The 18,855-nt window shown below is 48.6% G+C and carries 15 protein-coding genes; 13 read left to right on the forward strand and 2 right to left on the reverse strand.

The window, feature by feature from the left end; translation table 11 throughout:
• Positions 1-22 precede the first annotated feature (22 nt).
• A complete protein-coding gene (uraA, locus tag EIM92_RS10595; RefSeq protein WP_125082600.1) occupies positions 23-1,312 on the reverse strand; it encodes a uracil permease in 1,290 nt (429 codons plus the stop codon).
• Positions 1,313-1,476: 164 nt separating this feature from the next.
• Positions 1,477-1,827: a DUF4870 domain-containing protein gene (locus EIM92_RS10600; protein WP_125082601.1), complete on the reverse strand. Its 351-nt coding sequence runs from the start codon at positions 1,825-1,827 to the stop codon at positions 1,477-1,479.
• 292 nt (positions 1,828-2,119) lie between these two features.
• Between EIM92_RS10600 and EIM92_RS10605 the strand changes: the two genes are divergently transcribed.
• From EIM92_RS10605 to EIM92_RS10660, 13 genes are all read left to right on the forward strand, one after another.
• Positions 2,120-4,294: a RelA/SpoT family protein gene (locus EIM92_RS10605; RefSeq protein WP_125082602.1), complete on the forward strand. Its 2,175-nt coding sequence runs from the start codon at positions 2,120-2,122 to the stop codon at positions 4,292-4,294.
• A 38-nt stretch (positions 4,295-4,332) separates the two neighbouring features.
• The gene (gene dtd / locus EIM92_RS10610; RefSeq protein WP_125082603.1) at positions 4,333-4,797 is read left to right on the forward strand and encodes a D-aminoacyl-tRNA deacylase; all 465 of its coding nucleotides are present in this window, start codon (positions 4,333-4,335) and stop codon (positions 4,795-4,797) included.
• Between the two features lie 108 nt (positions 4,798-4,905).
• Entirely contained in the window at positions 4,906-5,073 is a 168-nt protein-coding gene (locus EIM92_RS23670; protein ID WP_164515072.1) for a hypothetical protein, read from the forward strand.
• Positions 5,074-5,191: 118 nt separating this feature from the next.
• Positions 5,192-5,701, forward strand: coding sequence for a type 1 glutamine amidotransferase domain-containing protein (locus EIM92_RS10615; protein ID WP_125082604.1), 510 nt, complete (start codon positions 5,192-5,194; stop codon positions 5,699-5,701).
• A gap of 50 nt (positions 5,702-5,751) precedes the next feature.
• Entirely contained in the window at positions 5,752-6,213 is a 462-nt protein-coding gene (locus tag EIM92_RS10620) for a hypothetical protein (protein ID WP_125082605.1), read from the forward strand.
• A gap of 631 nt (positions 6,214-6,844) precedes the next feature.
• Positions 6,845-8,089, forward strand: a complete 1,245-nt coding sequence (gene hisS / locus EIM92_RS10625) for a histidine--tRNA ligase (RefSeq protein ID WP_125082606.1) — start codon at positions 6,845-6,847, stop codon at positions 8,087-8,089.
• A 499-nt stretch (positions 8,090-8,588) separates the two neighbouring features.
• Complete coding sequence (aspS, locus tag EIM92_RS10630; protein WP_125082607.1) at positions 8,589-10,370, forward strand: aspartate--tRNA ligase; 1,782 nt, start codon at positions 8,589-8,591, stop codon at positions 10,368-10,370.
• A gap of 83 nt (positions 10,371-10,453) precedes the next feature.
• Positions 10,454-11,206, forward strand: coding sequence for a tRNA threonylcarbamoyladenosine dehydratase (locus EIM92_RS10635; protein ID WP_125082608.1), 753 nt, complete (start codon positions 10,454-10,456; stop codon positions 11,204-11,206).
• A 159-nt stretch (positions 11,207-11,365) separates the two neighbouring features.
• On the forward strand, positions 11,366-13,519 hold the full coding sequence (locus EIM92_RS10640) for a HelD family protein (protein ID WP_125082609.1): 2,154 nt from the start codon (positions 11,366-11,368) through the stop codon (positions 13,517-13,519).
• A 159-nt stretch (positions 13,520-13,678) separates the two neighbouring features.
• Positions 13,679-14,725: a GntR family transcriptional regulator gene (locus tag EIM92_RS10645; RefSeq protein ID WP_125082610.1), complete on the forward strand. Its 1,047-nt coding sequence runs from the start codon at positions 13,679-13,681 to the stop codon at positions 14,723-14,725.
• 115 nt (positions 14,726-14,840) lie between these two features.
• Positions 14,841-15,467, forward strand: coding sequence for a family 43 glycosylhydrolase (locus EIM92_RS10650; protein WP_125082611.1), 627 nt, complete (start codon positions 14,841-14,843; stop codon positions 15,465-15,467).
• Positions 15,468-15,592: 125 nt separating this feature from the next.
• Positions 15,593-16,945, forward strand: a complete 1,353-nt coding sequence (locus EIM92_RS10655) for an IS4 family transposase (RefSeq protein ID WP_125081488.1) — start codon at positions 15,593-15,595, stop codon at positions 16,943-16,945.
• A gap of 5 nt (positions 16,946-16,950) precedes the next feature.
• Positions 16,951-18,825, forward strand: coding sequence for a carbohydrate-binding protein (locus tag EIM92_RS10660; protein ID WP_125082612.1), 1,875 nt, complete (start codon positions 16,951-16,953; stop codon positions 18,823-18,825).
• Positions 18,826-18,855 lie beyond the last annotated feature (30 nt).

Genomic DNA, 18,855 nt, shown 5'->3' on the forward strand with positions numbered 1-18,855 from the left:
ATTGATAAGCGATTCCCCCGCCTTAACGGGCGGATTCTTCCTTATCGTTGGAAATACCTAACACATCGATCAGCTTGAAGAACAAGCTCAACAAAATGCCGATAATGGTGGCCAGTGCCATACCTTTCAGTTCGACATCGCCCATCTTCAGCGTTGTGCCGCTAAGACCTACGACGAGAACGATCGTTGTCAGCATCATGTTCATTGGTCGGGAGAAATCGACCTTTTGTTCTACGAATATGCGCAATCCGGAAGCAGCGATAACTCCGAACAACAGTAGAGATACTCCGCCCATAACCGGCGGTGGAATAACCGCGATCATAGCAGAGAATTTACCGGAGAACGAGAGCAGAATGGCAAAGATGGCTGCGCCTCCGATGACGAAGATGGAGTAGACCCTGGTCAGGGCCATGACGCCGATATTTTCCCCATAAGTGGTGTTTGGTGTTGACCCAACAAATCCAGACAGCACGGTGGAGATTCCGTTACCAAGCAGGGAGCGATGCAACCCGGGATCTTTGGATAAATCCTTGCCCACGATGTTGCCCGTCACTAGCAAGTGTCCGATATGCTCGACGATAACGACCAGTGCTACCGGAATGATCGTAATAATCGCGGATATGTTCCATTGTGGCGTTGTAACGGTTGGCATAGAAAGCCAAGGTGCGGCTGCGATGGTATTTGTATCAACTTGGCCTAGAATATAAGCAAGTGCGTATCCAACGATGATACCGATAAGGATGTGAATGATCTTCGGGAAGCCGCGGAACAGGACGGCTCCGAGAACCGTGACCCCGAGCGTAACGAGGGATAGCATAATATCCGTTGGATTCGGCGTCCAGGCCTGGGTCGGGTCCGAATTGATCAGACCAGCCATGTCGGCAGCAACCGGTATCAGCTCCAGCCCGATCAACGCTACAATTGCCCCCATAGCAGCTGGGGGAAATACCACATCGATCCAGTTGGTACCGACGAATTTGATGACAAGGGCGACAGCGATAAAGATCAAGCCCGTTACGATAAAAGCACCTAACGCGTAAGCATAGCCTGTACCCGGGTGAGCATTCAACACTACGCCGACGGGATAAAGAAAGGCAAAGCTTGATCCGAGGTAAGCAGGAATTTTTGCTTTACAAATCAGGATGTACAGCAGTGTACCAATGCCGTTCATTAGCAGGATCATTGCCGGATCTACTTTGAATATATTCGGTACAAGCACCGTGCTGCCGAACATAGCAAAAAGGTGCTGCATGCTTAACAGAACACCAGGCCCGAAAGGCACTTTCTCATTAACTTGAATTTCGCGTTGCAAACAGGGTCACTCCTCTAAACGTTCGTATTTAGTTATCCTTACTAGGATAATGACATTGTTCGCATTTTTCAACATAAAATATTATACAATTCTAAATTATTTTAAAAAAAGACCCAAAGTTCGCCCTGTGGCGAGCTTTGGGTCCATAAAGAAGAAGGAGCTAGCTACTTAAAGTTATTCGCTTGCTGCTCGGCGAAATCGCCAAGGTAAGGCACTTTAAACCATTTTCCCTGCAGCGCCATCAGCATCAGCACAATCCAGAGCACGAAAGAAAGCACGCCGACGATAAGGGAGACGAGTGAGCCGATGAACGGAACCCAGGAAAAAAAGATGTTCGCGACGGTCAGCAAGCCGAATAGGATAATCGATTGCATGGCATGGAATTTAACGAATTGGCTTTGTTTCTCAATGACAAGAAAGATAATTCCCGTAACGAAGGTTAGCGCATAACATAGTAGACCAGCAACTTTCGGATCAAGATTGGTGGATGAAGCATCCAATTGCGGTTCATTCATAAGTATAAATACCTCCTTAATTTCAATATATGTACTGGGCTGAATAAAAAGTATTCGCTATGTTTAGAACTAATTCCTGTTTATTCTACAAATTTCTTATTTTTATTAAATTATTTTAATCAAAGAATTCGAAGGAAAAAATGAGTTTGAATTTGCTGGGCAATGCGAATAGTTGACGGAAGAGGATGCAGGAGTCATAATTATAGGAAATCAAAATGGGGTGAAAACTGCCCTTTTACGTGTTGTAATAATAAAGTCTTATTTTATATAGAAAGGAAACGAATCGGATTCAATGGGCATAGAGCGATTACTCGAAAAAGCGTCTTCTTACATTAAAGAACCGGATCTCAAGCGCATTCGGGAAGCATACGACTTCGCGGAACAAGCCCATCATGGACAGATGAGGAAATCCGGTGAACCTTATATTCTGCATCCGTTAGCGGTTGCGGAAATCGTCGTAGGCATGCAAATGGATGCTCTTTCTATTATTGCGGCCTTGCTTCATGATGTCGTTGAAGATACGACCGTTTCCTTGCAGGAAATTTATGATCACTTCGGCAGCGATTGTGCCATGCTTGTTGACGGGCTAACCAAGCTGGAGCGCATTAAGTTTCAATCCAAGGAAGAACAGCAAAATGAAAACTATCGGAAAATGTTTATTGCCATGGCACAGGACATCCGGGTGATTGTTATTAAGCTCGCGGATCGCCTGCATAATATGCGGACGCTTAAGTTTCAATCCGAAGAAAGTCAGCGCCGCATCGCCTATGAAACATTGGAGATTTTTTGTCCGATTGCCCACCGGCTCGGGATCTCGGCGATCAAGTGGGAAATGGAGGATATTTCCCTCCGTTACTTGAATCCTCAGCAATATTATCGGATCGCCAATCTAATGCACAAGAAGCGAGCGGAACGGGAAGAATTCATTAAGAATGTCATCGCCAAGATCCAGGAGAAGCTGGATGAAATGGGCGTTGAAGCAGAGCTGTCGGGTCGTCCAAAACACATTTATAGCGTCTATAAGAAGATGACGACGAAAAATAAGCAGTTTAATGAAATTTATGATTTGCTGGCTATTCGGATTATCGTCAGCAATATTAAAGACTGTTATGCGACCTTAGGGATTATACATACCCTTTGGAAGCCGATGCCGGGGCGGTTTAAGGACTATATCGCCATGCCGAAGGCAAATATGTACCAATCACTGCATACGACCGTAGTAGGCCCTACTGGAGAACCGACGGAGGTTCAAATCCGGACGAAGGAAATGCATCGGACTGCAGAATATGGGATTGCTGCCCATTGGGCTTATAAGGAAGGAACAGATGCGGGCACACCAGAGAATAAAATGACCTTTTTCCGTGAAATATTGGAGCTGCAGCATGAAGCCAAAGATGCTTCAGAGTTCGTGGAGTCGTTGAAGATGGACTTTTTCTCCGACCTAGTATTTGTCTTTACGCCATCGGGGGAAGTGATAGAGCTGCCGAAGGGCTCCGTACCGCTTGACTTCGCCTATCGTATTCATACCGAGGTGGGCAATCGGACGATCGGTGCTAAAGTGAATGGACGTATCGTACCGCTGGATCATAAGCTTAAGACCGGCGATATTGTCGAGATATTGACGTCAAAGCATTCTTATGGACCGAGTCAGGATTGGCTTAAAATTGCCCAATCCTCGCACGCCCGCAGTAAAATCAAGCAGTGGTTCAAAAAAGAGAAGCGGGAAGAAAATGTGGAGAAGGGTCGCGACGGCATAGAGCGTGAATTGAAACGTTCAGGCCTTGACGCTCCGCAATTTATGACAGAGGATAAGCTCCTTGAAGCGGCGAAGAAGTTTGCCTTCCATGATATCGAGGATATGCTGTCCGCCATCGGTTTTGGTGGGATTACCGCTTCCCAGGTCGTGACTAAGCTGACGGAGAAGCTGCGTAAAGAGCAGGAAGAAGCGGAGCAGATCGAGTTGACCTCCGAGGTCAAGGAAGTGAAGACCCAGGAAGTGCGAAGATCCCGGCCGACGAACGGTGTCGTCGTCAAAGGCATCGATAATTTGCTTGTACGCTTTGCTAGATGCTGCAACCCGGTACCGGGGGATGACATCATCGGCTACATTACCCGCGGGCGCGGTGTATCGGTTCACCGCAGCGATTGTCCGAATATTCCGACAGCAAACGACGGGGAAGAGGCAGCGCGCGTGATCGAAGTGGAATGGGAACATGCGGTGGAAGCAAACTATAGTGTCGATATCGAAATTACCGGGCATGATCGCCGCAACTTCTTGAATGAAGTGCTGCAAGCCGTCTCAGAGAGCAAGACGAATATCTCCGCGGTCTCTGGGCGATCGGATAAGAATAAGATGGCGCTCATTCATATGACGATCCTCATTCGCAATACAGACCATCTTCATTCCGTCGTGGAGAAGATCAAACGGGTTCAGGATGTATATACGGTTCACCGCATTATGCAGTAATTTAGCTGCAGGGTTGGAAGTAAAGGAGAAATGAATCGATGAGAGTTGTTGTGCAGCGCTGCAAGGAGGCAAAGGTTACGGTGGGGGATTCCGTAATCGGCCAAATTGGTCCTGGCTTAATGCTGCTCGTTGGCATTACGCATGAGGATACGGAGAAAGAGGCGGCGTACCTGGCGGATAAAATCGCCGGACTGCGGATATTTGAAGATGATGAAGGCAAGATGAATCGCAGTGTAGCAGACATTGGTGGAGCTATATTGTCGGTGTCTCAGTTTACCTTGTATGGGGATTGCCGCAAGGGCAAGCGACCGAGTTTCATCGCTGCAGCAAGACCGGATGTAGCTGAGCCGCTATACGAGCGTTTTAATCAATTGCTTCGCGATAAAGGCTTGGTGGTCGAAACGGGCAAATTCGGCGCAGATATGGACGTGCAGCTAACGAATTGGGGTCCTGTAACTTTAATGCTGGAGAGCCATCAGTCATCAATGGCGGAAACGCTGTAGCGTGAAGAGTAGAATACGATTTCTCTTTTCAGGGCAATCTGGAGAAGAGAGATCGTATTTTTATTTTGCCTAAATTTGCACAGCCCCATATTCAAAGGAGTTTATTTCATGCGACAGTCCCTTAAGGCAGATCAATGGCACCATCCATCGCTTATCCCAGCGGGAGATCGGACGGAGGCTCGCATGCTGTCCCGCGCAGCTAAGACGGAGGAGTACGAATGGATCCGGCTGGAGTTTAGACCAGGACGGGAGCTAACTCCCCGTTCTGGAGGATAGAGCCATTTGGCTCTATTTTGCATTGGTGATCGATTTGAGGTATTAGCGCGTTGTTATAAAAAATGATGTTCCGGGTAATAACATGCGAGAGAAAAAATCCTGGAAGGAGAGGACAGCCATGAGTAAGGTCGCTTTTTTGCTGGCTAACGACTTTGAAGATTCGGAAATGCAGGTTCCCTATGAAGAAGTGAAGAAGGCGGGACATGAAGCCGATATTATCGGCCTTGAAGCAGGGGAGACGCTGAAGGGAAAACAAGGCAAGGTTGAATATCAGGCGGACAAAGCTATCACCGATGTTAAAGTGGCTGATTATGACGCTGTGGTTATTCCGGGTGGGGCATCTCCCGAGAATCTTCGCTTAAATGACGGCATACTGCAATTTGTGAAAGAGGCTAATGAGGCGAAAAAAACAATTGCTGCGATTTGTCATGGGCCGCAAATATTGATTAGTGCTGACCTATTGAAAAGACGCACAATTACATGCTATCCTCCGCTAAAAGATGATGTGGTTAATGCTGGAGCCGAATTTAAAGATCAGGAGGTTGTCGTGGACGGCAACTATATTACTTCGCGCACGCCGAAGGATGAACCGGCCTTTGTGCGTGAAATTCTTCAGGCACTGCAATAGACGGGGAAGCTAGTTCTTTTCCGATCATCGGGTGATAAGGAGAGATCAACATGGCCAAACATATTCAAGCTTATTTTAACAGTGAGGATCAGGCGGAGGGAGCAAAGACGAGCCTGCTCTCATTTGAGACGGAGCATGTCGAGGTGGGACGCCTGGAGCAATCGATTGGAAGAGACAGCAGCATACTTGTTCCATTCGTCCCGGTCAACAACAGTGCGACGGGAGGAACTTACGGCGCCGTAGGCTATCCTGGGGCAGCTGGAGGGCAGGGCGTCATCCCGGTGGGTGCTCCGAACAGCTCGTTGAGCGATGAAAATGTCGATGGAATGCAGTCCGCCAGAGGCAGGGAGAGGCAGGAAGCCGATTCGGTTGTTGATTGGAATGATTTCGGTGACGAAGACTACGAGAGCTTGCAATATGTACTGAGTGTTAAGCTTCAGGAGAAGGATTATGACGCCGCCGTTCATAAATTGCGTTCTCAGGGTGCTTTTGTTGCACAGCTTGATGAATAATAAGCGTGTAATAAACCGCTTTCTTTCGTGTAATACAAATGTAACATTACTTCAATGATCCTTTAACATAGCCTGTTTATAATAAGAGCATGACCCCCTTTTAAATATATACTTTTGGACCTGCACCCCGTTGGTAGCAGGTCTTTTTCTTTTGAAAGGCTTGACTTTGCGCTTGGGGTTCCTTAAAATCTAAAAATATATGTATGTTCTTTAATACTTTTATTCGATGACGGGAGAAAGTAATTCAGCCCCACATCCACAGAGAGGAATCCCGGTAGAAGGGTATATGATTGTTCCTGAGGTTGCTTAGGATCATATGCTGTTCAAGACTGGCTGGAAGGATTCTGGTGATGATTGAACGAAAGACTTCCCTGAGAACCGGCGGCGAAATGGGCGACAGAGTAGCCGAACGGCGTAGGCGGGCGTTAACCGCATAAAGCGAATGTTGTATTCTAGGCGGGAAGGTTTAATTGAGAAAGTTGTTTCCGGCTGATACTACGGCAATCGGAATGTGGGTGGCACCACGGGTGATTTGGTAAATGATCTCTCGTCCCTGTTTGAATTTATGAACAGGGATGGGAGTTTTTTATTTTCACAAAGCTTAAGTACGATAATAGATGGAGGATGGGACATGGCTTTTCAAAAACCGACAGGCACGCAAGATATACTGCCTGGTGCTGTAGAGAAGTGGCAGTTCATTGAAGGGAAAGCCCGAGATTTGTGCCGTCGTTTTAATTACAAGGAAATTCGCACGCCGATCTTCGAACAAACGTCATTGTTTGAACGCGGCGTCGGGGAAACGACGGATATTGTCGAGAAAGAAATGTACACGTTTATTGACAAGGGCGACCGCAGCATGACGCTTCGGCCAGAAGGAACGGCGGGAGTCGTCCGTTCTTATGTAGAGAACAAGCTGTATGGCGAACCGGATGTAACGAAGCTGTATTACATCGGCCCGATGTTCCGGTATGAACGTCCTCAGGCGGGACGCCAGCGGCAGTTCCACCAGTTCGGGGTAGAAGTGTTCGGCGCCTTTGATCCGGCGATTGACGCCGAGACTGTTGCTTTAGGCTACGAGTATTGCCGAGGACTTGGCTTACAGGATGTCAAGGTAGAATTGAACTCTGTGGGCAATCCGGCAAGCCGCGCCGCATATCGTGACAAGCTGCTCGGATTTCTCATGCCGATGAAGGATGAGCTCTGCAAGGATTGTCAGTCCCGGATTGAGCGTAATCCGATGCGTGTGCTTGACTGCAAAGTCGATCAAGATAAGTTTACGGATGCCCCTTCTATTCTGGATAGCCTCGATGAAGAGTGCACCACGCATTTTGCTAAAGTGCAGGAATTGCTTACCGCGATGGGAATTGAGTATATAATCAATCCCCGTCTCGTGCGCGGCCTGGACTATTACACGCACACTGCGTTTGAATATAAAGCTCAAGGTATTGGGGCGATTGATACGATCGGGGGAGGAGGTCGTTATAACGGTCTTGTTGCTGATGTGGGCGGCCCTGATCAACCAGGTATCGGTTTCGCCGTCGGTTTGGAGCGAATCGCGCTTATCCTGGAGAAACAGGGGATCAGCACCACTGCGGAGAAGCCGCTCGATATTTACCTTGTCGCCCTAGGCGAAGCAGCCGATAAGGAAATTACGACACAGTTATTCAAATTGCGTCAAGCCGGTTTCTCGGCTGAACGTGATTACCTGGGCCGCAAAATGAAGGCGCAGATGAAATCCGCCGACCGAATGAAAGCTCGTTACACCGCCATCCTTGGCGACGACGAGTTGGAGCGGGGGGAGATCGCCCTAAAGTCAATGGAGACTGGCGAGCAGCGTACCGTCAAGCTCGCTGAGCTTGTGAACGAGTTAAAGTAAGCAGTATTAGCCCTGCATCATGGCAAGCGTATCTCCGCCGGAGAGAGCGCAACCCACAAGAGCCCTTGCCTGCACTATAGCGAGCAAATCCCCGTTGGGGAGAGCGCTCACCAAGCACGGAGCACCGCCACTACGCACCCCTTAACGGTTATCGCCAGTCGCAGGAGCGTCGGCGTAGAGCGGGCCCGTCAGGGCGGCAAGCGGCTGAAAGCACCACACTATGCCCGGATGAACCGAAAGCAGAAGAACTATGCAGCGTGTTTACCAGGTAACCCAGGAGCGCCCAAAGTAAGACGTACCCGAAGGGGGAAAAGCGTTCCACACATCAACCTCAGCGCATTCCCGAAGGGAACAGCGGCTGCAGGAGCACCTCTTCACCTCCTACGTTACTCCAGTTTGCGGAGTCCCGAGGGCAGCAAGCCCTCGAGGGCCCTCCCTTACGACAAGGGAGGGTTTGGGAGGGATGGGAATACACTCTAAATGAAGGAGCCATAAATCCATGAATCGTACTCATCATTGCGGAACGCTGAGCGCCGCGCATATTGGAGACACTGTAACCTTGAACGGCTGGGTACAAACTCGCCGTGACCTTGGAGGTGTTCTGTTCATCGACCTCCGCGACCGGAGCGGTATCGTGCAGATCGTATTCAACCCAGATTATTCCGGCGAAGCATTGGAAATCGCCGACAAAGTACGGAGCGAGTATGTCCTTGCCGTTAAAGGAAAGGTTGTAAAACGGGATCCCGAAACAGTCAACCCGAATCTGCCTACCGGCGAAATCGAGGTACAAATTACCGAGATTGAAGTATTGAATGCGGCTAAGACGCCTCCGTTCTTTATTGAAGACGGTGTAGAAGTGGATGAGTCTATCCGCTTGAAATACCGTTATCTGGATCTTCGTCGTCCAGAAATGCAAAAAACATTATTGCTTCGTTCCAAAGCGGCGAAAGTATTCCGCGACTTCCTCGACGAAGAAGGATTTATCGAAGTGGAAACTCCAATCCTGACAAAGAGCTCTCCGGAAGGTGCTCGCGATTACCTTGTACCGAGCCGGGTGCATGCTGGCGAGTTCTTTGCCCTACCGCAATCGCCGCAGTTGTACAAGCAGCTGTTGATGGTGAGCGGCGTAGAGCGCTATTATCAAATCGCCCGCTGCTTCCGTGACGAAGACCTGCGTGCCGACCGTCAACCAGAGTTCACCCAGGTGGACATTGAGACCTCCTTCCTGTCCCGCGACGAATTGCTGGACATGATGGAAAGACTCGTTGTGCGTCTGTTCAAAGAAACAAAAGGAATCGACATCCCTACGCCGTTCCAGCGCTTGAGCTATGCTGACGCAATGGGTAAATACGGCTCCGACAAGCCTGACCTGCGCTTTGGGATGGAATTGATCGAAGTGAACGATATCGTCTCTACCTGCGGTGTCAAAGTATTCTCTTCTGTAATCGAAAAAGGCGGAGAAGTTAAAGTACTTAATGCTAAAGGCTGCGGCACTTGGAGCCGGAAGGAAATTGACGATCTGGGGCCGTTTGCAGCCCGCTATGGAGCAAAGGGCCTTGCCTGGATTCAAGTGAAGGAAGGCGAGTTCCGCGGACCAATCGTTAAATTTTTCACGGAAGAAGAAATCGAAGCGCTGAGAGAGCGTACGGGTGCAGAAGAAGGCGATCTCTTGCTCTTCTCCGCTGACACGAAGAAAGTCGTAGCAGATGTGCTTGGAAACCTGCGTCTCAAAATCGGGCGGGATCTTGGCCTCATCGACGACAATGTTTACAAATTCGCTTGGGTTGTCGACTTCCCGTTGCTCGGTTGGGATGAGGAGCAGAAGCGTTATGTGGCAGAACACCATCCGTTCACGCGTCCTCGCGACGAGGATATCGCTTTGTTTGACACGGATCCGGGCAAGATTTTGGCTCAAGCCTACGATCTCGTTCTCAATGGATACGAAGTAGGCGGCGGTTCAATGCGGATCTACAAACGAGACGTGCAGGAGAAAATGTTCAAGGCGATTGGTTTGTCCCCGGAAGAAGCCCAGGAGAAATTCGGCTTCCTGCTGGATGCCTTTGACTACGGTACACCTCCGCATGGCGGTGTAGCCTTCGGCTTTGATCGTCTGGTGATGCTGCTTGCCGGCCGCAACAACTTGCGTGAGACGATTGCGTTTCCGAAGACGGCAAGCGCGACAGATCTGCTGATGAACGCACCATCCGAAGTGGATGCTCCTCAACTGGAGCAGCTGCATATTAAACTAGCCGTGAAACCGACTGAAGATAAAAAACAATAATACATTGAGCAAGGAACGGGTAGGGCTCCCTGATAGGAAGCCGTAGCCCGTTTCTGCTTCCATGAAGGAGGATTGCGGGAGATATGCTTCATCAGTTTTCACGCACAGAGCTTGCCATTGGGGCGGAAGGTCTTGAAGTATTGAAGAACAGCACGGTGGCAGTACTCGGTATCGGGGGAGTAGGCTCCATCGCCGTAGAGGCTCTCGCTCGAACGGGAGTCGGACGGATTATTCTTATCGATAAAGATGTCGTCGATATTACGAACCTGAACCGCCAAATCCATGCGTTAACGACAACAATTGGTCAGAAAAAAGCGGACTTGATGTGCGATCGGGTAAAGTTAATTAACCCGGAGTGCGAGACGATTGCGCTGAACATGTTCTATACCGAGGAAACCTATGAGCAGCTGTTCCAATACGATATCGATTACGTGCTGGATGCTTCGGATACGATTATGTATAAAATCCATCTCATCAAAGAGTGCCTGAAACGGAAAATTCCGATGCTGTCCAGCATGGGCGCAGCGAACAAGATGGATCCCACGCGTTTTCAGGTGGCGGACATATCGAAGACATCGGTCGATCCGATGGCTCGTGTCATTCGGACAAAGCTGCGTAAGGACGGTATAAAAAAAGGAGTCAAGGTTGTGTTCTCCACCGAGGAACCGGTTAAGCCTCGTGAGGATGTAACGAAGAAAATTGCCCCGGAAGGTGCGAAAATCCGCAAAGCGAAGCAGCCGCCGGCCAGTAACTCGTTCGTTCCGCCGGTCGTGGGACTCATTATGGTTAGCGTAGCCGTTCGGGATCTGCTTGAAGCAAATGGAATAAAAATCTGAAAAAGTAGTGCGTAGTTTTTGGCGACTTTTCCTTATTAAGTTAAGGTAGTCGCTTTTTGTTTTTCATGGTGGTATAATGTAACTCCCTTTTGACTTCTGGATATAGTAATAACTCGCCAGGACACAATTGGAACATCTAAACCTTAGGAGGTAACTGAAATGACTGATTTTCAAAGTGCCTATCAAGAAGAGAAGGAGCGGCTGGGCCGTACCTTGCAAGAGATTGATCACCAATTGTCGGCTTTGCGAGCTATACCTGTGTATACAGGTCATGATTTCACGGAGCAGGTACTGGAGGCAGGCCGGGAAGACCAGCGCCAGCAGCTGGAGAAATCAGTGCGGGAGCCCTACTTCGGCAGGCTTGATTTTGAGGAGCAGGGCCGGAAGCCCGCCTCTCTATACATTGGCAAAGTCGGTGTCGGCGACCCTTCCGGCAAGCAGCCAATTGTTATCGATTGGAGAGCTCCGGTAGCGAGTTTGTTCTATTCATTCACGGGCGGAGACTCGGCCACGTACGAAGCGCCCGAAGGCATCATTGAAGGACTTGTTTATTTAAAAAGAAATATCGTAATTCGCCAGCAAATTTTGGAGCGCGTCGTCGATACGTACAATCGGGAGGACGAGGGTCCTGCGGTATCGGATGAATTTCTCGTCTATCGGCTGGGCGAAAATAAAGACAATCGGCTGCGTGATATCGTGTCGACGATTCAGGCGGAGCAGGATCAAATTATCCGGGCGGCAAAAAACACGGCGCTCATTATCCAGGGCGTGGCGGGCAGCGGAAAAACGACGGTAGCGCTGCATCGTTTGGCCTTTTTGCTGTATCAGTATAAGGAACAGATTCAGGCTGAGCGCATGGTCATCTTTGCGCCGAACCATATGTTCATCGACTATATTTCCGAAGTGTTGCCGGAGCTTGGCGTGGGCGATATCCAGCAGAGCACATTCCCGGACTGGGCAGCGGAAGTGCTTGGGCTGGAGCATCCACCGTCTGCAAGCCAGAGCGATTTTCATCGGTGGTTCGATGCAGGCCGATCGGAGTCTGTGCCAGAATGTGAGCTGCCGGGCAGGTTCAAGGGCTCAATGCGCTTTAAGGCGGTAATTGATGCTTTTCTCGCTAACCTGGAAGCCTTATGCGTCCCGCAGATCGATTTTGAGCCTTGGGAGGGAACGAAGCTTCCTTATGCCGAGATTCTGGCTTGGTTTGAGGGAGAATACAAGCATTATCCTGCGGCAAGACGCAAAGAGCGTGTACTGGCCCGGCTTCACCGCTGGATTGAGATGGAGCTGAAGAAAGCCTCGTCGGCGGCACAGCTTAAGGAATGGAAGAAAAAAGGGCAGCAGCGCGAGAAGTCCTATGCCAAGAAATGGCCCGAGCTTACGCCGCTTTCGTTGTACGAGGAGTTTTTTCAGCTCAAAAAAAAGGGGAGCATAGGCCTTCCCGACATGTCTGCTGATATTCCCCCGGCCATTTGGCAGGAGACGCGCGGCAACCTGAAGCAGGGCATCGTTAAAGAGGAGGATCTCGCGCCGCTGCTCTATTTATATACGTGCATTCATGAGATCGAGGGCCAGATGACTTTCGACCATGTTGTCATCGACGAAGCTCAAGATTTTTCTGCATTGCAGGTTGCAGTGCTGGATCGGTTTGTCAAAGGGCATTCTTTTACGATTCTGGGAGATTTGTCGCAAGGCATTCATTATTACAAAGGGGTGCGCGATTGGCATGAAATGCAGGAGCAGTTTCATTCGGAGGATACGGCTTATTTTGCTCTGACGCGCAGCTACCGTTCGACGATGGAAATCATATCTTTCGGAAACGAAATATTGGCTAGGGGAGTCGGCGCAGAGCTGCTGGCCGTTCCCGTATTCCGTAGCGGGGAGCCGGTCAAGCTGTTATACGCAGCGGAAACGGAACGGAGCGATGCCATCAAAGAGGTGCTAAAGACCTTGCTTAAGGGAAGCTATCGGACGACGGCGCTGCTGACGAGGACGCTGCAGGATGCATCGAAGCTTCATGAATGGCTCGCTGAGGAGGGGATCGAAGCCCATTTGATCGATGGCAGCAGGGATCAGTATGCTGGCGGCATATCTGTGCTGCCAGCTTATTTGTCCAAAGGGCTTGAATTTGACGCTGTCATCGTTACGGATGTCGACCGGAAGCATTACTCGCCGGAGGATGCCAAACTGCTCTACGTCGGCTGTACAAGGGCTCTACACGAGCTCTGGCTACTGCATGGAGAGGAATTGCCTGATTATGTGATCACGGAAAATTCAGAGATGGTCATGAACGTAGTCCGTCCTCTTTTATAAATTCAGATCGTATGAAAATGAGTATAGAATTATGCACAGGAAGAGCTGTCTTATGCAGCTCTTTTTCTTTTTTTAACTAAGAAATAGGACTGATGTTATAATCATTTATATGTCTTTGAGTTAAAGCAGAGCATGGAACAGGGAGGGAGTGACTGACCTATGAAGTCATTGCCGCTATACAAAATGATTCAGGAGGATATCCGGTATCTCATACGAACGGGGCAGCTGAGACCAGGGGATCGTGTCCCATCGGAGACAGAGCTTGCCGAACAATATCATGTAAGCAAGATTACGACTAAAAATGCTTTGAATGGACTGGCTGAGGAAGGAATCCTGGTCAGACAGCGGGGAAAAGGGACATTTGTCAATCATATCCCCAAGGATATCCCGTCCATGGGCGGTCATAAGGGATTAATCGGGCTTATTCTCCCCAGTATGAAGACAAAGGTAGACCAGCGGATCATCAATGCTATCGAGCAATACGTCCGGAAAAATGGTTATCATCTTCTGATCAAAATTACTCAGGAATCATCGCTGGAGGAGAGCAAGGCCATTGAGGATCTACTCCAATTAAGGGTAAAGGGACTCATCATATTTCCGATTGAGCAGGAGATGTATAACAATGATATTTTAAGATTGTCATTGAATAGGTTCCCGCTCGTCCTGATCGATCGTTATCTGAAAGAAATCGAGACTTACAGTGTAAGCGCAGATAATGTGGATGGCTCCTATCAGGCGGTTAAGCACTTCATTAGCCAAGGGCATCAGCAAATCGCTTTTGTAACGATGGAAGTGACTAATTCGGTGACAGCGGATCGGGCGTTGGGATTTGAGAAGGCATTCCTTGAACGCACCCTGTCAATCAACAAAAATTTGTGGTGTGTGGTGAGCATAGCTGATATGGCTGTGGGAAAAGGAAGCTCTATAATACAGGAATTTCTAATGCATCATCCCGAAATTACGGCCGTCTTTACTGGAAATGCTGAACTCACCCGCATAACGCTTCGGGCCATGAAACATTTGAATCTGCCCAATGAGCAACGCCCGGAACTGATTAGTTTTGACCAGTCCGATTTAGCAGAGGTGAGCTACATCAAGCAAAATGTTGAGGAAATGTGCAGAGTTACTGTGGAGCTTCTGCTGGAGCAAATTCACGGGACGTATCTCCCGAGGAGGGTATTCATACCTGTTATTCTATTTCATTAAAAAGAGGAATTATTCAAATTATATACTTTATAAGATATAAAAAACTTCAAGGAGTGATGATAAGATGACGATAAAATAGAAAGCGATTACATTCGCATGTGGGAGGAAGGACGCTATGAGAAAATATGTAAAGATTTTGCTTGTTCTAATAGTAGGATGCCTGATATTGCCGGCTTCGCTGGCGCAGGCCTACCAGAATCCTCAGACACTCAGCCATGAATGGGCAACTTATGGTTCCGGTGATCCTTATATTTTGAAATTCAAAGGCGATTATTATTTGTACGTCAGCACCAAGGACTCTGAGACAGGCATTAAAGCCTGGAGCTCACCGGACTTAGTGAACTGGACTTATGCCGGACTTGTGGCTACAGATCCAGTTACAAAAGGAGCTTACGCACCGGAGGTTATTTATTGGAATGGCTACTTCTATATGTATACGTCTCCAGGCGGAAACGGGCATTACGTGCTGCGGAGTGAAAGCCCGACAGGACCCTTTACGGTTCAAACGCCGAATAAGGGATTGAGTATTGATGGGCATGTGTTTATTGATGACGATGGACAGTGGTATTTTTACCGCGCTGAACACGGCCAGATGGTCGCTCATCCTATGAGTGATCCTTATAGTTTTGGAGCCGGATCGAATACTGGTGCCTCGATCAGCGGGGGCTGGACAGAAGGGGCGACCGTTATTAAGCGGAACGGAAAATATTACATGACTCAACTTTCGCACCTAGAAAAATGACTTAAACCCTTGAGTGCGCAAGAAGAATTCAATAGATTTACTCGTATTGACAAAAAAACACCTTGCTTGTTTGGTATCATGGAAGTGTCTAATCAACCATACCAACAAGAAAGGTGTGTAACCCTATGTTACAACAACATTCCCTGTCTGAACAGTCTCACTTTCCCAAAATTTTTGCCAGTCTCCACATCGGAAAAACGTTACGACAAGCGGGTATTTCTAAATCTTTCGGTCTTTCAAGTCTAGCGATTTTCCAAATCGTGTTCTCTTTGGTCTTTGAGGGGAAAAACTGGTTTCGACTCCTGGAAAGTGATCGCGGAGCAGATCTTCCCGGCAAGGATGTTATCTACCGTTTTTTGAATCAGGCTTCTTTTGCTTGGCGGCGCTTTTTGCAGGCTTTGAGTCTTCGAATCGTGCACCATTTCGAATCGCTCATTTCGTCCCACCGGGTACGTGTGTTCATTATTGACGATTCCGTGCTCAGCCGAAATCGTAGCAGAAAAGCGGAACTCTTGGCACGTGTATTTGACCACTCCACAGGCAAATTCACCAAAGGTTACACTATGCTAACGCTAGGCTGGTCAGACGGATTTAGTTTTGCTCCGCTTGATTTTGTCATGCTGTCTTCCGCTAAATTAGCCAACCGTCTGTGCGAAATGGCTTCGAATCTTTCCAAACGCAGTAACGGCTACAAACGCCGGATGGAGGCCTTTTCTCGAAAGCCGGATGCTGTCGTAGCCTTGCTGGAACGAGCCTTACGTGGAGGATTCACCGCTGATTACGTGCTTATGGATAGCTGGTTTACGCAAGCTCCACTGCTTCGCGAGCTCACTGGCCAAGGTCTGCCCGTGATTGGCATGGTTAAAGAAATGAAACAACGCTATCTAGTTCAAGGCAAGCGAATGACACTGCGCGAGGTGTTTCAAAGCCTTCCTGCATCGAATGCCAAAGATATTAAAGGCTCGATCATCGTACACACCGCCTGCGGTCTACCCGTGAAGCTTGTGTTTGTCCGCAACCGGAATAAAAAACGGGAGTGGCTGGCGATTTTAAGTACAGATGTGACGCTTGATGCGACTGAAATCGTACGTATTTACGGTATGCGCTGGAGCATAGAGACCTTTTTCAAAGTCACCAAAAGCTACTTAAAACTGGGAACCGAATTCCAAGGCCGCTCCTTTGATCAGCTGATTAGCCACACCACGATTGTATTCAGCCGATATTTGGCGATGGAATACGAACGACGCCAATCGAGTGATGACCGAACATTGGGAGGACTCTTTTTCCTCTTTGCTGATGAGGTCCGCGATCTAGATTACCAGACTGCACTTCAGCAGCTCATGAGTTTATTTCTCGAAATGTCCCAGGCGAAAACAAAGAAGAACAAAACAGCTGTATTTTGTCAACTACAGGAATGGATCTCCGGTTTACCCAGCTATATTAAGGGTTTGTTTGGAGATTTGAGCTGCGAAAGTTGAGTTACATGACTTATACGGGAAACCATGTTCATAGTCCGGCTTACCGGATCGATTATGCGGTGAGCAGCAATCCTTTAACGGGATTTGTGCCTGCCAGCAAGCAGAATCCCGTCGTTCTCTCGACCGAGGGGCCAACGATTGGGTTGGGCCATAATGGGTTAGTCACCGGCCCGGATCTGGATACGCTCTATATGTTCTACCATAACTGGAAGGGCTACACGCCTGAAGGCTGGCCGATTCGAAGTATTAATATGGATCGTGTCGTATGGAATGGAGATAAAATGCACGTCTTGGGCCCTACGACAACATCGCAGCCCAACCCGGATATGCCGGATTTTTATGACCGCTTTAACAGAACGGCTATTGGTTCCGACTGGTACAATGTAAACGGCGGGCATTGGGGCATTTATAACCAGGAGTTAATGTGGCAGGATAGCCTGGGGTCAACGGCGGCGCATAAACAAATTACGAACGCGGCGACGGATGCGAATTATACGGCAGAGTTCCATATGAAGCAAATGAATCGAGGCACAAGCGCCTCCCCGCGTTATGGCGCTACATTTTCATATATAAATGAAGATAATTACGGCGTGGCGATGCTGAACGAATTGCATAACCGCCTGGAAGTTAATTTTGTAGTAAACGGTGTGCCTCAAGAATGGGTTTATGCTTCACTGCCTTCCGGGTTTGATTATAGCAAGTGGCATAGCATTCGGGTCGAGAAATTAGCGAATGAATTCCGAATCTATGTGGATCAGATGCTGAAGACCGTACAAAACGCCAACCTTGGCGGTGGTCAGGTCGGCTATTTAACCGAAGACACGCATGCTGATTTTGCTTATGTCGCATTCAGCAACAAAGTAGACGGCAGTAACGCTTGGGATGCGTATAAGCCCGTTCCAGGCAAAGTGGAAGCAGTTCATTATATGAGCGGTGGAGAAGGAATTGCTTATCATGATACAACCGTAAATAATCTGGGCGGTGAATACAGGAAGGATGCAGTAGATATTCGCGTGAATCCGGAGGGTGGTTATAGCGTAGGCTGGAATCAGTCAGGGGAATGGTTAAAGTATAAGGTGAATGTGGCTTCAACGGGAATGTATGATGTTACGTTTCGAATGGCAACGACCATGAATGGCGTGCAAATCAGACTATGGGATGGAGCGGTGGATTTGACTGGCATTGTACAAATTCCTAATACTGGCGGCTGGGATGAATGGCGCCCGATCACGGTGAAGAACATTCCTCTCACGCAAGGCTTAAGAGAGTTGCGGGTTGAATTTGTGACGGGCGAGGCCGATTTTGCCAGTATGGAGTTTCGGCATCATGCAAGTGTACCTCATTTGACCGATAACTTTGATGGGGGCAAGAGCGGCGAGTGGAAGCAATGGGAAGGAAGCTGGTCTGTAAGCGACGGACAGTATCACTCCGCAGGCAGCACATTTGCCAAGACAACGATTGGTAATGATCATTGGGCGGACTATACCGTGGAAGCGGATATTCGCATGAACGAGGTCGGTGGAGACTCGGGGATCATTGTCCGTGGAACTAATCCGGCAAACGGGCTGGAGCTTGGACAAGGCAATGCCGATTTCCTACAAGGATATTATGCATACATTAAGACGGATGGAGTGTATCTCGGTAAACAAAATTATAACTGGAGCCCTTTAACGGGGGTGAATCTGGCTCTGTCCACAGGTACATGGCATAAAATGAAGGTAGTTGTTCAGGGAACGAATATAAAGGTGTACGTGGGGGATATGAACGTTCCGAAAATTGATTATAACGATAACTCGGAAACGGCATTTACCCATGGAAAAGCGGGGTTAAGAACGGCTCATCAGAGTACGTCGTTTGATAACTTCACGGTTTATCCTTAATTAAGTTCTATAGTTCAGTTCAGAAATAGT

This window comes from Paenibacillus lentus (genome assembly GCF_003931855.1).
Classification (GTDB): Bacteria; Bacillota; Bacilli; order Paenibacillales; family Paenibacillaceae; genus Fontibacillus; species Fontibacillus lentus.

Coding starts and splice junctions, on each gene's coding strand:
- EIM92_RS10600 (WP_125082601.1), bottom strand. CDS start 1,827: ATGAATGAACCGCAATTGGATGCTTCATCCACCAATCTTGATCCGAAA.
- EIM92_RS10605 (WP_125082602.1), top strand. CDS start 2,120: ATGGGCATAGAGCGATTACTCGAAAAAGCGTCTTCTTACATTAAAGAA.
- dtd (WP_125082603.1), top strand. CDS start 4,333: ATGAGAGTTGTTGTGCAGCGCTGCAAGGAGGCAAAGGTTACGGTGGGG.
- EIM92_RS23670 (WP_164515072.1), top strand. CDS start 4,906: ATGCGACAGTCCCTTAAGGCAGATCAATGGCACCATCCATCGCTTATC.
- EIM92_RS10615 (WP_125082604.1), top strand. CDS start 5,192: ATGAGTAAGGTCGCTTTTTTGCTGGCTAACGACTTTGAAGATTCGGAA.
- EIM92_RS10620 (WP_125082605.1), top strand. CDS start 5,752: ATGGCCAAACATATTCAAGCTTATTTTAACAGTGAGGATCAGGCGGAG.
- hisS (WP_125082606.1), top strand. CDS start 6,845: ATGGCTTTTCAAAAACCGACAGGCACGCAAGATATACTGCCTGGTGCT.
- aspS (WP_125082607.1), top strand. CDS start 8,589: ATGAATCGTACTCATCATTGCGGAACGCTGAGCGCCGCGCATATTGGA.
- EIM92_RS10635 (WP_125082608.1), top strand. CDS start 10,454: ATGCTTCATCAGTTTTCACGCACAGAGCTTGCCATTGGGGCGGAAGGT.
- EIM92_RS10640 (WP_125082609.1), top strand. CDS start 11,366: ATGACTGATTTTCAAAGTGCCTATCAAGAAGAGAAGGAGCGGCTGGGC.
- EIM92_RS10645 (WP_125082610.1), top strand. CDS start 13,679: ATGAAGTCATTGCCGCTATACAAAATGATTCAGGAGGATATCCGGTAT.
- EIM92_RS10650 (WP_125082611.1), top strand. CDS start 14,841: ATGAGAAAATATGTAAAGATTTTGCTTGTTCTAATAGTAGGATGCCTG.
- EIM92_RS10655 (WP_125081488.1), top strand. CDS start 15,593: ATGTTACAACAACATTCCCTGTCTGAACAGTCTCACTTTCCCAAAATT.
- EIM92_RS10660 (WP_125082612.1), top strand. CDS start 16,951: ATGACTTATACGGGAAACCATGTTCATAGTCCGGCTTACCGGATCGAT.